This is a genomic window from Ramlibacter cellulosilyticus, assembly GCF_014297465.1.
Taxonomy (GTDB): domain Bacteria; phylum Pseudomonadota; class Gammaproteobacteria; order Burkholderiales; family Burkholderiaceae_C; genus Ramlibacter; species Ramlibacter cellulosilyticus.
Genome location: NZ_JACORT010000010.1, coordinates 217783 through 230834, shown reverse-complemented (window position 1 = coordinate 230834; position 13052 = coordinate 217783). Strand labels below are relative to the sequence as shown.

The 13052-nt window shown below is 68.8% G+C and carries 10 protein-coding genes, 1 tRNA gene and 1 pseudogene; 4 read left to right on the top strand and 8 right to left on the bottom strand.

Annotation, left to right across the window (positions count from 1 at the left end; all coding sequences use genetic code 11):
• Positions 1-43 precede the first annotated feature (43 nt).
• From H8N03_RS21200 to H8N03_RS21170, 7 genes are all read right to left on the bottom strand, one after another.
• Entirely contained in the window at positions 44-757 is a 714-nt protein-coding gene (locus H8N03_RS21200) for an ABC transporter ATP-binding protein (RefSeq protein WP_187078215.1), read from the bottom strand.
• A complete protein-coding gene (locus tag H8N03_RS21195; RefSeq protein ID WP_187078214.1) occupies positions 750-1505 on the bottom strand; it encodes an ABC transporter ATP-binding protein in 756 nt (251 codons plus the stop codon). The genes H8N03_RS21200 and H8N03_RS21195 overlap by 8 nt, the downstream gene beginning before the upstream one ends.
• Positions 1502-2494 carry a branched-chain amino acid ABC transporter permease gene (locus tag H8N03_RS21190; protein WP_187078213.1) on the bottom strand — a complete coding sequence of 331 codons (993 nt, stop codon included), beginning with the start codon at positions 2492-2494 and terminating at the stop codon, positions 1502-1504. Before H8N03_RS21190 ends, H8N03_RS21195 begins: the two co-directional genes overlap by 4 nt.
• Complete coding sequence (locus H8N03_RS21185; protein WP_187078212.1) at positions 2491-3354, bottom strand: branched-chain amino acid ABC transporter permease; 864 nt, start codon at positions 3352-3354, stop codon at positions 2491-2493. Before H8N03_RS21185 ends, H8N03_RS21190 begins: the two co-directional genes overlap by 4 nt.
• A 140-nt stretch (positions 3355-3494) precedes the next feature.
• Positions 3495-4682, bottom strand: coding sequence for an ABC transporter substrate-binding protein (locus tag H8N03_RS21180; protein WP_187078211.1), 1188 nt, complete (start codon positions 4680-4682; stop codon positions 3495-3497).
• A 74-nt stretch (positions 4683-4756) separates the two neighbouring features.
• Complete coding sequence (locus H8N03_RS21175; RefSeq protein WP_187078210.1) at positions 4757-6328, bottom strand: benzoate-CoA ligase family protein; 1572 nt, start codon at positions 6326-6328, stop codon at positions 4757-4759.
• Between the two features lie 62 nt (positions 6329-6390).
• Positions 6391-6879 carry a flavodoxin domain-containing protein gene (locus H8N03_RS21170; RefSeq protein ID WP_187078209.1) on the bottom strand — a complete coding sequence of 163 codons (489 nt, stop codon included), beginning with the start codon at positions 6877-6879 and terminating at the stop codon, positions 6391-6393.
• Between the two features lie 96 nt (positions 6880-6975).
• Here H8N03_RS21170 and H8N03_RS21165 point away from each other — a divergent pair.
• The 3 genes and pseudogenes from H8N03_RS21165 to boxB all read left to right on the top strand — a co-directional run.
• Positions 6976-7902: pseudogene (locus H8N03_RS21165) on the top strand (helix-turn-helix transcriptional regulator); the annotation flags it as partial.
• A 5-nt stretch (positions 7903-7907) separates the two neighbouring features.
• The gene (gene boxC / locus H8N03_RS21160) at positions 7908-9602 is read left to right on the top strand and encodes a 2,3-epoxybenzoyl-CoA dihydrolase (RefSeq protein ID WP_255428322.1); all 1695 of its coding nucleotides are present in this window, start codon (positions 7908-7910) and stop codon (positions 9600-9602) included.
• A 118-nt stretch (positions 9603-9720) separates the two neighbouring features.
• Positions 9721-11145, top strand: coding sequence for a benzoyl-CoA 2,3-epoxidase subunit BoxB (boxB, locus tag H8N03_RS21155; protein ID WP_187078206.1), 1425 nt, complete (start codon positions 9721-9723; stop codon positions 11143-11145).
• Positions 11146-11167: 22 nt separating this feature from the next.
• On the opposite strand, the gene H8N03_RS21150 is transcribed toward boxB, so the two are convergent.
• The gene (locus H8N03_RS21150; protein ID WP_255428321.1) at positions 11168-12736 is read right to left on the bottom strand and encodes a methyl-accepting chemotaxis protein; all 1569 of its coding nucleotides are present in this window, start codon (positions 12734-12736) and stop codon (positions 11168-11170) included.
• A gap of 196 nt (positions 12737-12932) precedes the next feature.
• On the opposite strand from H8N03_RS21150, the gene H8N03_RS21145 reads away from it, so the two are divergent.
• Positions 12933-13009 (top strand) — tRNA-Pro (locus H8N03_RS21145).
• Positions 13010-13052: the final 43 nt, after the last annotated feature.

Below are 13052 nucleotides of genomic sequence, written 5' to 3'. Positions count from 1 at the left end.
CAAGGCAAGCGGAGGCGCGGACCCGCCAGCCGACCGGCGGGACTCAGACGCCGAGGTGCTGCTCGAGCAGTTCGGGCCGCGCGCGCAGCTCGGCAGAGCTGCCCTCGTACACCACCTCGCCCTTGACGAGGATGACGTTGCGGTCCGTGACCTGCGTGACGTGGCGCCACGCCTTGTCGACGATCACGCTCGAGATGCCGCTTTCGCGCACGAGCGCGCAGATGCGCCAGATCTCGCGCGCGATCAGGGGCGCGAGGCCTTCCGTGGCCTCGTCCAGGATGAGCACGTCGGGATTGGTCATCAGCGCGCGCCCGATGGTCAGCATCTGCTGCTCGCCGCCGGACAGCTGCTGGCCGCCGTGGCCCAGGCGTTCCCTCAGCCGCGGGAAGGTCTCGAGCACGCGCTCGTACGTCCAGTCGCGCTGGCCGCGCGTGCCGGGCCGCGCGGCCATCACGAGGTTTTCCTTGACGCTCAGGTTGCCGAAGATGCCGCGGCCTTCCGGCACGTAGGCGACGCCGAGCTGGGCCACTTCGTAGGAGGGACGTCCCACCGTCGCGCGGCCCATCACTTCGACGGTGCCCGCGCGCGGCCGCACGAGGCCCATCAGCGACTTCAGCAGCGTGCTCTTGCCCATGCCGTTGCGGCCCATGAGGCCGATGGTCTCGCCGCGGTCGACGTGGAAGTCGACGCCGCGCAGGATGTGGCTCGCGCCGTAGTACGTCTGCAACCCGCGCGCAGAAATCAGCCGGTCAGCCATGGGCCTCCTCCCCGAGGTAAGCCGATTGCACGGCCGCGTCCCCGCGCACCGCGGTCGGCGTGCCGCTGGCGATCACCTGTCCGTTCACCATCACCGTCAGGTGGTCGGCGAGGGTGAACACCGCGTCCATGTCGTGCTCCACCAGCATCATCGCGTGGTCCTTCTTCAGCCGCAGCAGCAGTTCGACCATGCGTTCCGCCTCCGCGGTGCCCATGCCGGCGAGCGGCTCGTCGAGCAGCAGCACCTGCGGGTCGGTGGCGAGCGTCATGGCGATCTCCAGCTGCCGCTGCTCGCCATGGCTTGCCGCACCGGCGAGGTGGTCGCGGCGGGCCTGCAGCCCGGCGAGTTCCAGCGCGCGCTCGGCGCGTTCGTTGGCGGCACGCACGCCGGCCGCGCGGGCCAGCCAGCGTGCGGCGTGCGGCGTGCGCGACTGCGCCGCGAGCCGCACGTTCTCCCACACCGTGAACGGCGGGAAGATGTTGGTCTTCTGGTAGCTGCGCCCGAGGCCGGCGCGCGAGATGCGCTCCGGGCTCCAGCCGGTCACGTCCCGGCCGGCGAGCGTCACCGTGCCGGTGGTGGGCGCGATGTCGCCGGAGAGCAGGTTGGTCAGCGTCGACTTGCCGGCGCCGTTGGGGCCGATGACGGCGTGGATGCGGTCGCGCCAGAGGTCCAGCGTCACCTCGTTCACCGCGGCGAGGCCGCCGAAGCGCCTGGTGAGCTGGCGCGCGGTCAGCAGGGTCTCGCTCATTGCGGGCCCTTCCTGCGCAACACGCGTTCGAGCAGGCCGAGCAGGCCGCGCGGCGCGAACGCCACCACCAGCACGATGAACAGGCCCATCCAGAGCTGCCAGTGCTTGCCGGTGTTGAAGCTGCCGATCGCGGGCAGGTCCTTGAACTCGTGCAGCAGCCATTCGAAGGCGAACGCGCCGACGATGGCGCCGGCGAAGTTGCCCATGCCGCCGAGGATCACCATCATGATGGCGTGCGCGCTCATGTGGAAGCCCATGAGCTCGGGGTTCACGAAGCCGGTCTGCGCCCCCCACAGGTAGCCGGCGAGGCCCGCCAGCGCGCCCGCGAGCGTGAATGCGGCGAGCTTGTAGCCGAAGGTGCCGAAGCCCATCGCGCGCATGCGGTGCTCGTTGACGCGGATGCCCGCCAGCGCGCGACCGAACGGGCTGAACAGCAGCCGGCGCAGGAACAGGTACGCCAGCACCAGCATCGCCAGCGTGAAGTAGTAGAAGACGCGCTTGTCCTCCAGGTCGAACAGGCCGGCCGAGGGCTTGAAGTTGATGTAGATGCCGTCGGAGCCGCCCAGCGCCTTGTTGTCGAAGAACAGGTAGAACACCATCTGCGCGAAGGCCATGGTGACCATGATGAAGTAGATGCCCTTCGTGCGGACGACGAAGAAGCCGATCACCAGCGCGGCGAGGCCGGCGGCGGCCACGGCGACGGGAAGCGTCCACCACAGGCTGGCCGGCGTGTCCGGCGGCGACACGAAGGCGAGCGCATAACCCGCGAGGCCGAAGTAGGCGGCATGCCCCAGCGACACGAGGCCGGTGACGCCCTGCAGCAGGTCGAGGCTCATGGCGAAGATGGCGAGGATCATCATCCGCGCGACCATCTGCGTGTAGAAGTCGGTGCCGAAGAAGGGGAACGCGAGCAGGGCGATGAGCCCGAGCAGCAGCGCGACCTGCAGGCCGCGCGGCAGCGTCTCGAGGTGGGCCTGGGCGACGCTCATTGCTTGAACAGCCCTTCCGGTTTCCACAGCAGCACGGCGGCCATCAGCATGTACACCAGCATGCCCGCGACCTGCGGCAGCAGCACCTTGCCGAAGGTGTCCACCAGGCCGACCAGCAGCGCGGAGATCAGCGCGCCGCGCACGGAGCCGATGCCGCCGATCACGACGACCACGAAGCACATGATCAGCACCTGCGAGCCCATGTTCGGGTACACGCTGGAGATCGGCGAGGCGATCATGCCGGCGATGCTGGCGAGGCCCACGCCCAGCGCGAAGACCACGGCGTGGATCAGCTTGACGTTGACGCCGAGCGCTTCGGTCATCTCGTGGTTGAAGGCACCCGCGCGGATCTTCATGCCCAGGCGGGTCTTCGAGATCAGCAGGTACAGCCCGATCGCGAGCAGGACGCACAGCCCCGACATGAACAGGCGGTACACGGGATAGGAGAGGGTGTCGGTGAGCGGCAGCGACGCGGAGAGCACCGCCGGGATGGGCACGCCGTGCACGTCGTCGCCCCAGAGGATGGAACGCATTTCCTCGAAGATGTAGATCAGGCCGAAGGTGAGGAGCACCTGGTCGAGGTGGTCGCGGCGGTAGAAGTGGCGGAACAGGATGCGTTCCAGCACGAGGCCGAACGCCACCGACAGCACGGTGCCCAGCACGATGGCGAGCGCGAGGCTGCCCGTCTTGGCGGCGAGCGACCACGCGAGGTAGGCCCCCAGCATGTAGAAGCTGCCGTGCGCCAGGTTCACCACGCCCATGATCCCGAAGATCAGCGTGAGGCCGGCGGCGAGCATGAACAGCAGCAGGCCGTACTGGACGCTGTTGAGGAGCTGGATCAGGAAGTTGGCGAAGTCCATGGGGGAAAGGGACTAGGGGCTAGGGGCTAGGGACGAGGGGGATACCGCGTGCTGCGCACGCAAGACATGGGCCCAGAGGCGGTTTCCCTAGCCCCTAGGCCCTCGCCCCTAGTCCCTGCGTAGCCGGAGCGCGAATGCGCTCAGGCGAGCCGGCAGCCCGCGCCCGAATCCGACAGCGCCTTCGCGGCGACGCCGATCACCTTGTTGTCGCCCTTCTCGACGCGGCGCAGGTAGATGTCCTGCACCGGGTTGTGGGCCTTGCTCATCGTCCACTTGCCGCGCGGGCTGTCGATGGTCTGGGTCTCCATCGCCTTGTACAGCGCCTGCTTGTTGCCGATGTCGCCCTTGACAGCGGCGATGCCCTGCGCGAGCAGCAGGCCGGTGTCGTAGCCCTGCACGGCGTACACGTCCGGCTGCATCTTGAATTCCTTGGCGTAGGCCAGGCGGAACTGGTTGTTGCGCGGCGTGTCCAGGGAGTCCGCGTAGTGCATCGTGGTCATGATGCCTTCGGCGGCCGGGCCGGCGGCCTGCAGCACGCCTTCGGTCAGGAAGCCCGAACCCCACAGCGGGATCTTGTCCTTGAGGCCGGCGGCGGCATAGTCGCGGATGAACTTGGCCGCGCCGCCGCCCGCGAAGAAGCAGGCCACGGCGTCCGGGCGCAGCGAGGCGATCTCGGTGAGCAGCGCCTGGAACTCCACGTTGGGGAAGGGCAGGCCCAGTTCCTTGACGATGGTGCCGCCCGCCTTGGTGTAGCTGTCGCGGAAGCCTTCGAAGGCCTCGTCGCCGGCGGCGTATTTCCAGGTGATCCACACCGTGCGCTTCAGGCCCTTGTCCATCATGGGCTTGCCGAGCGCCAGCGTGGGCTGGCTGTTGGTGAACGAGGTGCGGAACACGTTGGGCGCGCACAGGGCGCGCGTCGCGGCATGCACGCCCGCGTTGGGGATCAGGTTCAGCACGCCGGACTCGCGCGCGACGCGCTGGATGCCCATCTGCACGCCCGAGTGCACGGTGCCGATCAGCACGTCCACCTTGTCGCGCTGCACGAGGCGGTTGGCGTTCTCGACGCCCTTGGAAGGCTCGGACTCGTCGTCGACCTTGAACCACTCGATGTCGCGGCCCCCGAGCTTGCCGCCCTTTTCGGCGATGGCCATGCGCACGCCGTTCTCGATGGCGACACCGAGCTGCGCGAACGTGCCGGTGTACGGCAGCATGAAGCCGACGCGGATCTTGTTGGACTGTGCGCGCGCGATCTCGGGCAGCAGCAGTCCGGTGGAGGCCGCTCCAACGAGGGCGGCGCCGCGGGAGAGGACGAGGCGGCGGGTGGTCATGATGGCTCCTTCGTTTTGATTCGTGGCGGCCGATTGTCCTTGCGGGTGGCTGGCCGGCGCCACATGGCTTTCCCTCAGGCGGCGGCGGCGCGCAGCTTGAAGCGCTGGATCTTGCCGGTGGCGGTCTTCGGCAGTTCGGGCACGAAGGCGATCCAGCGCGGGTATTTGTACGGTGCGAGCCGCGTCTTCACGTGGCCCTGCAGGTCTTCGGCGCTCGCCTGCTGCCCCGGCTTCAGCACCACGTAAGCCTTGGGCTTGACGAGGCCGTCCTGGTCGGCCACGCCGATCACCGCCGCTTCGAGCACGGACGCGTGCGTCATGAGGCAGGCTTCCACCTCGAAGGGCGAGACGTAGATGCCGCCGACCTTCAGCATGTCGTCGCTGCGGCCTCCGTAGGTGTAGTAGCCGTCGGCGTCGCGGGTGTACTTGTCGCCGCTGCGCGTCCACTCGCCCGCGAAGGTCGCCTTGGTCTTCGTGCGGTTGTTCCAGTACATGATCGCCGCGCTGGGACCGCTGATCTGCAGCTCGCCGATCTCGCCGTCCGCGCATTCGCGGCCGTCGTCGCCCACGATGCGCAGCTGGTAGCCGGGAACGGCCTGGCCCGTCGTGCCGTAGCGCACCTTGCCAGGGCGGTTCGACAGGAAGATGTGCAGCATCTCCGTGGAACCGATGCCGTCCAGGATCTCGCAGCCGTACTCGCGCGTCCAGCGCTCGCCGATGTCGGCGGGCAGCGCCTCGCCCGCACTGGTGCACACGCGCAGCGCGACCTCGTCCTTCTTCGGCCGGTTCGCGTCTGCGAGCAGGGCGGCGTACAGCGTGGGCACGCCGTAGAAGATGGAGGGCTTGTGTTCCTTCAGGATGCGGAACACGTCCGCGGGCGTCGGGCGCGTGGGCAGCAGGATGGTCGTCGCGCCGACGCTCAACGGGAAGGTGAGGGCGTTGCCGAGGCCGTACGCGAAGAACAGCTTCGCCGCGGAGAACACGACGTCGTCCTCGCGGATGCCCAGGATCGCGCGGCCGTAGAGTTCGGCCGTCTGCACCATGTGGCTGTGGAGGTGCACCGTGCCCTTGGGCGTGCCGGTGGAGCCGCTCGAATACAGCCAGAAGCAGGCATCGTCGCTGCAGGTGCTCGCGACTTCGGAGTTCGCTTCGCCGGAGGCGACGAGGTGCGCCACCGAGCGCTCGCCGGCGTCACCCGCCACGAAGATGTGCTTCAGCGTCGCGACCTGTCCCACGAGCGGTTCGAACGTGGGCAGCAAGGGCCTCGAGACGAAGAGGGCGTGCGCCCGCGAGTCGCGCAGCATGAACTCGAAGTCCTTGCCCGTGAGCAGCGTGTTCGCCGCGATCGGCACCACGCCCGCGAGGATGCAGCCGAGGAAGACGACGGGCCACTCCAGCGTGTCCAGCATCGCGACCAGCACGCGCGTTTCCGGCGTGAAGCCGCGATCGCGCAGCGCAGCGGCGAAGCGGTGCGACTGCTCCTCGAGCTGCGCGTACGTGAGGGACTGGCCGCTGGCAGCGTCGATGTACGCGACCTTGGCCGGCCGCGCCGCGTTGCGGCGCAGGAGGTCGTGCGCGGCGTTGTAGTCGCGCGGGATCTCGACCCGCGGCGGGCTGCTGCCGTGGTCGGCGTGGCTCAGGTGCATCTGTTGTCTCCTCGTGCCCCTTCGAAAACCGGGTCGTTGCGGACTCGCTCCGCGACGCGTCCTTACGCGGCGGTCTTTTCCTTGGCCGCCTGCATCGCCGGAATGGCTTCCTTCTCCAGCCACTCCCGGCACCACGCGGTGCCGAGTTCCTCCGGCATCGTTCCCGCGGTCGCGTCGTGGCACCAGACCTCGCCGATGCGCTGCGCGCCGAGGCCTTGCAGGCGCTCGTCGAACTTCTTGCCGCCGAAGCAGAAGGTCTGGGAATAGGTGCGGTCGCCCAGCGCGATCACGCCGTAGCGGACGTGCCCCAGGAACTTGGGCGTGGCATCGAGCGAGTCGTAGAGGGCGCGCGCGTTGTCCGGCACGTCGCCGGAGCCGTAGGTGGACGAGCAGATGAGGTATAGCGCATCTTCGTCGAAGGCGGAGATGTCCAGGTTGTCCATCATCACGACGTCGATCCCGTCCACCAGGTCGGCGCAATCCATCTGGATCGCCTGCGCGACGTAGTCGGCCGTGCTGGTCATCGTGCCGACGAGGATCTTGAGCTTCATGCTGCTTCCGATCGTATGCAGTAAACTGCTTGACAGGTGAGTTGCCGGAAGTATACTGCAATCTTGATATAGCGCAAGGTTTCCGCAGAAAACGACGCCACCATGCAGCCGACGACCGACACCGATACCCGCGCCACGATGGGCGAGCTCGGCGCCCGCGTCCGCGCGTGGCGCGCTCGCCGCGGCATGACGCGCAAGCAGCTCGCCGCGGACTCGGGCCTGTCCGAGCGCTTCCTCGCCGACGTGGAGACGGGCAAGGGCAACGTCTCCATCTATTCGCTCGAGGCTGCCGCCCGCGCACTGAACATCACCATCCTCGACCTGCTGCAGGACGCGCCGCGTCCCGCCCTCGCGCGCCTGCACGGGCTGCTCGCGCGCCTGGAGGATCCGCAGCTGGACCAGGCTTACTCGCTGCTGGCCGCGGCCTTCGGCCTGTCCGACGTGCAGGGCCGCGAGCAGCGCATCGCGCTCGTGGGCCTGCGCGGCGCCGGCAAGACCACGCTGGGTGCGCAGCTCGCCGCGCAGCGCGGCGTGCCCTTCGTCGAGCTCGATCGCGAGATCGAGCGCGAGGCGGGCACCAGCATGAACGAGATCCTGCTGCTGCACGGCCAGGCCGGCTACCGCCGCTACGAACGCCGCGCGCTGATGCGGATCGCGGAGGAGCATGGCGACGGCGTGGTGATGACCACCGGCGGCAGCATCGTGAGCGAACGCGAGACCTTCGACCTGCTGCAAAGCCGCTTCTACTGCGTCTGGGTGAAAGCCAGCCCGGAGGAACACGTGAGCCGCGTCGTCGCCCAAGGCGACATGCGGCCCTTCAACGCGGGCGACGGGGCCGAGGCGCCGCGCGGGGCGATGACGGAGGCGCTGGAGGACATCCGCCGCATCCTCGCCAGCCGCGAAGCCCTGTATGCCCGCGCCGACGCCGTGGTGGACACCGCCGCGCGCAGCGTCCGCCAATCCCTGAAAGACCTGGAGCGGGCCGTCCCCGCCCCGCAAGCCACGACCCTGGAGACAAGATGAACGCCATGACCGAACCCCTGCTGTTCAAGCAGGTGCTGGGCGGGGAGGAGCGCGAGCTGGTCAGCTTCGCCACGCATCCTTCGCGCTACCGCCACTGGACCCTCAACGTCGACGGCGACGTCGCGCGGCTGAAGCTCGACATCGACGAGGACGGCGGCATCAAGCCCGGCTACAAGCTCAAGCTCAATAGCTACGACCTCGGTGTCGACATCGAGCTGCACGACGCCATCAACCGCATCCGCTTCGAGCACCCCGGCGTGAAGGTCGTGGTGTTCGAGAGCGCGAAGGAGCGCATCTGGTGCTCCGGCGCCAACATCTACATGCTGGGCCTGTCCACGCACGCGTGGAAGGTCAACTTCTGCAAGTTCACCAACGAGACGCGCAACGGCCTGGAAGACTCCTCGCGCCATGACGGCCTGAAGTCCATCGCCGCCGTCACCGGCGCCTGCGCGGGCGGCGGCTACGAGCTGGCGCTGGCCTGCGACCGCATCGTGATGGTGGACGACCGCTCTTCCACCGTGAGCCTGCCGGAGGTGCCGCTGCTGGGCGTGCTGCCCGGCACCGGCGGCCTGACCCGCGTGACCGACAAGCGCAAGGTGCGCCGCGACCTCGCCGACATCTTCTGCACGACCAGCGAAGGCGTGCGCGCGGACCGCGCGAAGGACTGGAAGCTGATCGACGAGCACGCGAAGCCGCAGGCCTTCGGTGCGCTGGTGGACAAGGAAGTGGCGGCGCTGCGCAGCCAGTCCACGCGCAAGGGGCCGGAGCAGGGCGTGGAACTCACGCCGCTGCAGGCGAAGATCGACGAGCAGGGCTACCACTACGGCCTGGTCGACGTGCAGGTGGATCGCGCCACCCGCGTGGCGACGATCACCGTGCAGGCGCCCGCTGCGGCCATCGAATCCACGCCCGACGCGATCGTCGCCGCCGGCGTGACGTGGTGGCCGCTGCAGCTCGCCCGCGAGCTGGACGACGCCATCCTGAACCTGCGCACCAACGAGCTGGAGATCGGCACCTGGGTGCTGAAGACGCGCGGCGACGCGAACCTGGTGATGCGCGCCGACGCGACGCTGGAAGCGCAGAAGGACCACTGGCTGGTGCGCGAGACGCTCGGCATGCTCCGCCGCACGCTGGCGCGCCTGGATGTCACCAGCCGCTCGCTGATCGCGCTGGTGGACCAGGGCTCCTGCTTCGCCGGCACGCTGTACGAGCTCGCGCTGGCCTGCGACCGCATCTACATGCTGGACCTGCCCGATGCGCCGGACGCCGCGCCCGCGCTGCGCCTGAACGCCGCCAACTTCGGCCGCTATCCGGAAGTGAACGGGCTCACGCGCCTGCAGACCCGCTTCTGCGAAGACGACGCCACGATCGCGCAGCTGCAGGGCCTGCAGGACAGCCCCTTGCGGGCCGACCGGGCGCTGGGCCTGGGCCTCGTGACGCTGACGCCCGACGACATCGACTGGGACGACGAGATCCGCCTCATGCTGGAGGAGCGCGCCTCGCTGTCGCCCGACGCGCTGACCGGCATGGAAGCGTCGCTGCGCTTCCCCGGCAAGGAAACGATGGAGACGCGCGTGTTCGGGCGCCTGTCGGCCTGGCAGAACTGGATCTTCATCCGCCCGAATGCGGTCGGCGAAGAGGGTGCCCTGAAGCTGTTCGGTACGGGGAAGAAGGCGAGATTCGACTGGAAGAGGGTTTGAGGGTGGGAGAGGAAAACTGGGGTCGCCTGCGGCGAACCCAGCCTACGAACCGCCGAACGACCAACGAAACGTAGGCTGGGTTCGCCGAAGGCGACCCCAGCAAGAGGAAAACACAACCATGACCACGATCGACCTCCAAGCCAAGATCCCCAACAACGTCAACCTGGCCGACAACCGCCAGTTGCAGCGCGCCCTCGAACACTGGCAGCCCGCCTTCCTGCGCTGGTGGGACGAGATGGGACCGAGCGACTTCCGCGCGAAGGACGTCTACCTGCGCACCGCCGTGGGCGTGGACGCCTCGGGTTGGGCGCAGTACGGCTACACGCCGATGCCCGACTACCGCTGGGGCATCTTCCTGGCCGACCAGCAGAAGGACCGCAAGATCGGCTTCGGCGACTTCATGGGCCAGGATGCCTGGCAGGAAGTGCCCGGCGAGTTCCGCTCCACCTTCCGCCGCCTGATCGTCACGCAGGGCGACACGGAGCCGGCATCCGTGGAGCAGCAGCGCATGCTGGGCCACACCGCCCCTTCGCTGTACGACCTGCGCAACCTGTTCCAGGTGAACGTGGAAGAGGGCCGCCACCTCTGGGCCATGGTCTACCTGCTGCACGCGTACTTCGGCCGCGACGGCCGCGAAGAGGCCGAGGAGCTGCTGGAGCGCCATTCCGGCGACCCCGACAAGCCGCGCATCCTGGGCACCTTCAACGAGCCCATGGACAACTGGCTGTCCTTCTTCATGTTCACCTACTTCACGGACCGCGACGGCAAATTCCAGCTGAAGTCCTTCGCCGAGAGCGCGTTCGACCCGCTCGCGCGCACCTGCCAGTTCATGCTGACCGAGGAAGCGCACCACATGTTCGTGGGCGAGACCGGCGTCGGTCGCGTCATCAAGCGCACGCTGGAAGTGATGAAGGAGCTCGACACCGACGACTGGCGCAAGGTGCGCAACGCCGGCGCCATCGACCTGCCCACGATCCAGAAGTTCATGAACTTCTGGTTCACCAGCTCGCTGGACCTGTTCGGCTCCGAGGCCTCGTCCAACGCCGCCAACTACTTCAGCAACGGCCTGAAGGGCCGGCCGGACGAGGGCAAGTTCGCGGACCACGTGGAGTCGGGCACCACCATGACCATCCAGGTGCCGGACGGCCAGGGCGGCGTGAAGGACGAGACGATCTCCGTGCGCAACGGCATCAACGAGATCACGCGCCTGGAGTACGCCAAGGACTGCAACGTCGGCGTGACCCGCTGGAACATGCTGGTGAAGAAGTCCGGCGTGCCGTTCGAGTTCAAGCTGCCCTCCACGCGCTTCCGCCGCAGCGTGGGCGCCTGGTCCGGCCTGCACACCGACCTGCAGGGCAAGCCGATCACCGAAGCCGAATTCGAGGCGCGCAAGGACGAATGGCTGCCCACCGCGGAAGACGTCGCCTTCGTCAAGAGCCTGCAGCAGCGCGTGACCGAGCCGGGCAAGATGGCCGCGTGGATCGCGCCGCCGGACCGCGGCATCAACGCGCAGCCGGTCGACTACGAATACGTGAAGCTCTGAGCGGCGCTCCGCTGCCGGCCGCTCAGGGGGCGGCCAGCAGCGGCGTCCCCGTGTCCACGCGGAACAGCGACACGGCTTCCACCAGGCGCTCCGCCTGGCGGTTGAGGCTCTCGGCCGCCGCGGCGGCTTCTTCCACGAGCGAGGCGTTGCTCTGCGTGACCTGGTCGATGTGGGTCACCGCCTGGCTCACTTCGGCGATGCCCTTGGTCTGCTCCTGCGTGGCGGCGCCGATCTCGGCGATCAAGTCCGCCATCTGCTGCACCTGCCGCACCACGTCGCCCATGCTCTCGCCGGCATGGCTCGCCTGCCGCTCGCCGGCCTCGACCTTCGCCACGCTCTGCGCGATCAGCGTCTTGATCTCCTTGGCCGCCGCGGCGCTGCGCTGCGCGAGCATGCGTACCTCGGACGCGACCACCGCGAAGCCGCGCCCCTGTTCGCCCGCGCGCGCCGCCTCCACCGCGGCGTTGAGCGCGAGGATGTTGGTCTGGAACGCGATCCCGTCGATCACGCCGACGATGTCGCCCACGCGGCGGCTCGCCTCCGTGATCTGGCCCATGGTGGCCACCAGCTCGCCCACGGCCGCGCCGCTGCGGGAAGCGCTCGCGCGCGCGGTGCCCGCCATGTCCGTCGCCGCGCGTGCGGTGTCCGCGTTGGCGCGCACCGTGGCGCTGATCTGCTCCATGGACGCCGCGGTCTGCTGCAGGTTGCTCGCCTGTTCCTCGGTCCGCTGGCTCAGGTCCTGGTTGCCGTGCGCGATCTGCAGGCTGCCGGCGGCGATGCTGTCGCTGCTCTGGCGCACCGTGCCCACCAGGCGCACGAGGCTGCCGTTCATGGCGGCGAGCGCCTTCAGCAGCTGGGCCGCCTCGTCGTTGCCTTCCACGTGGATGCGCGAACGCAGGTCCCCGGTGGCGACGGTCTGCGCGAGTTCCACGGCGCTGGCCAGGCGGCGCACCACGCCGCGGCTGATCGCCAGGCCGACGGCCAGCAGCACCAGGCCCGCGGCCACGAGGCCGACCGTCACGTAGTTGCCCGTGCGTTCGGAGGTGGCGCGGCTCTCCGCCTCGGCCTCGCGTGCCTGCTCTCCGATGAGGTCGCTCAGCGCACCCATTTCGGTCTCGAGCTGGCGGTACACCTGGAGGAAGCCCTCGAGCTGCGCCTGGGCGGCGACGCGGTCGCTGTAGGCCAGGCTCGCCAGCGTGCGGGCCTGCGCCGCGTAGCTTTCCACCGTGGGACGCGTCTTTTCCAGGGCGGCGCGGGTCGCGGGAGCGAGGTCGGCCTTGTCCAGCTTCTGCAGCGCGTGGGTCAGCTGGCCCGCATGCGCGTTCAGCTCCTGGCGGATGGCCTTCGCTTCCTCCTGGTCGATCTCGCGCGCGGACAGCATGGCGGCGAGCACGTCGCCGCGCAGCGCATCGTGCGCCTGGTCGGCCTGCAACTGGTCGCGCAGCACCTCCTGCGCGGCGAGCACGCGGTCGGCGCCGACCGTGAGGTAGTGGCGTGCGAACAGGCCGGCGACGCCGACCCCCACCATGAAAAGGACCGCAAGGAGGCTCAGCCCGAGCATCTTGCGGGCGATGGTCATCTGGAACGTCATCGGGGGGACTGCGGACGCGCGCGACAGCGGCGGTGTTTCGAATTGTTTTGGGGAGCAACGAGTGTGCATGCGCTCCGCCGCGCTCGCAATGCGATTGGCGCTCCCTGATGTGCGAGCGCTACAACCTTGTTCACGCAGTCGCGCCGCGCGTGCGGATCGCGGGGTCGCCCGCCCGCGGCTTAGAATGCAGGCCAGTCGGAGCGTAGCGCAGTCTGGTAGCGCATCTGGTTTGGGACCAGAGGGTCGTAGGTTCGAATCCTATCGCTCCGACCATCACCCCACCTTCGCCGCACTTCGCGGAGACCCCGGACTGCCA

Coding starts and splice junctions, on each gene's coding strand:
- H8N03_RS21200 (WP_187078215.1), bottom strand. CDS start 757: ATGGCTGACCGGCTGATTTCTGCGCGCGGGTTGCAGACGTACTACGGC.
- H8N03_RS21195 (WP_187078214.1), bottom strand. CDS start 1,505: ATGAGCGAGACCCTGCTGACCGCGCGCCAGCTCACCAGGCGCTTCGGC.
- H8N03_RS21190 (WP_187078213.1), bottom strand. CDS start 2,494: ATGAGCGTCGCCCAGGCCCACCTCGAGACGCTGCCGCGCGGCCTGCAG.
- H8N03_RS21185 (WP_187078212.1), bottom strand. CDS start 3,354: ATGGACTTCGCCAACTTCCTGATCCAGCTCCTCAACAGCGTCCAGTAC.
- H8N03_RS21180 (WP_187078211.1), bottom strand. CDS start 4,682: ATGACCACCCGCCGCCTCGTCCTCTCCCGCGGCGCCGCCCTCGTTGGA.
- H8N03_RS21175 (WP_187078210.1), bottom strand. CDS start 6,328: ATGCACCTGAGCCACGCCGACCACGGCAGCAGCCCGCCGCGGGTCGAG.
- H8N03_RS21170 (WP_187078209.1), bottom strand. CDS start 6,879: ATGAAGCTCAAGATCCTCGTCGGCACGATGACCAGCACGGCCGACTAC.
- boxC (WP_255428322.1), top strand. CDS start 7,908: ATGACCGAACCCCTGCTGTTCAAGCAGGTGCTGGGCGGGGAGGAGCGC.
- boxB (WP_187078206.1), top strand. CDS start 9,721: ATGACCACGATCGACCTCCAAGCCAAGATCCCCAACAACGTCAACCTG.
- H8N03_RS21150 (WP_255428321.1), bottom strand. CDS start 12,736: ATGACGTTCCAGATGACCATCGCCCGCAAGATGCTCGGGCTGAGCCTC.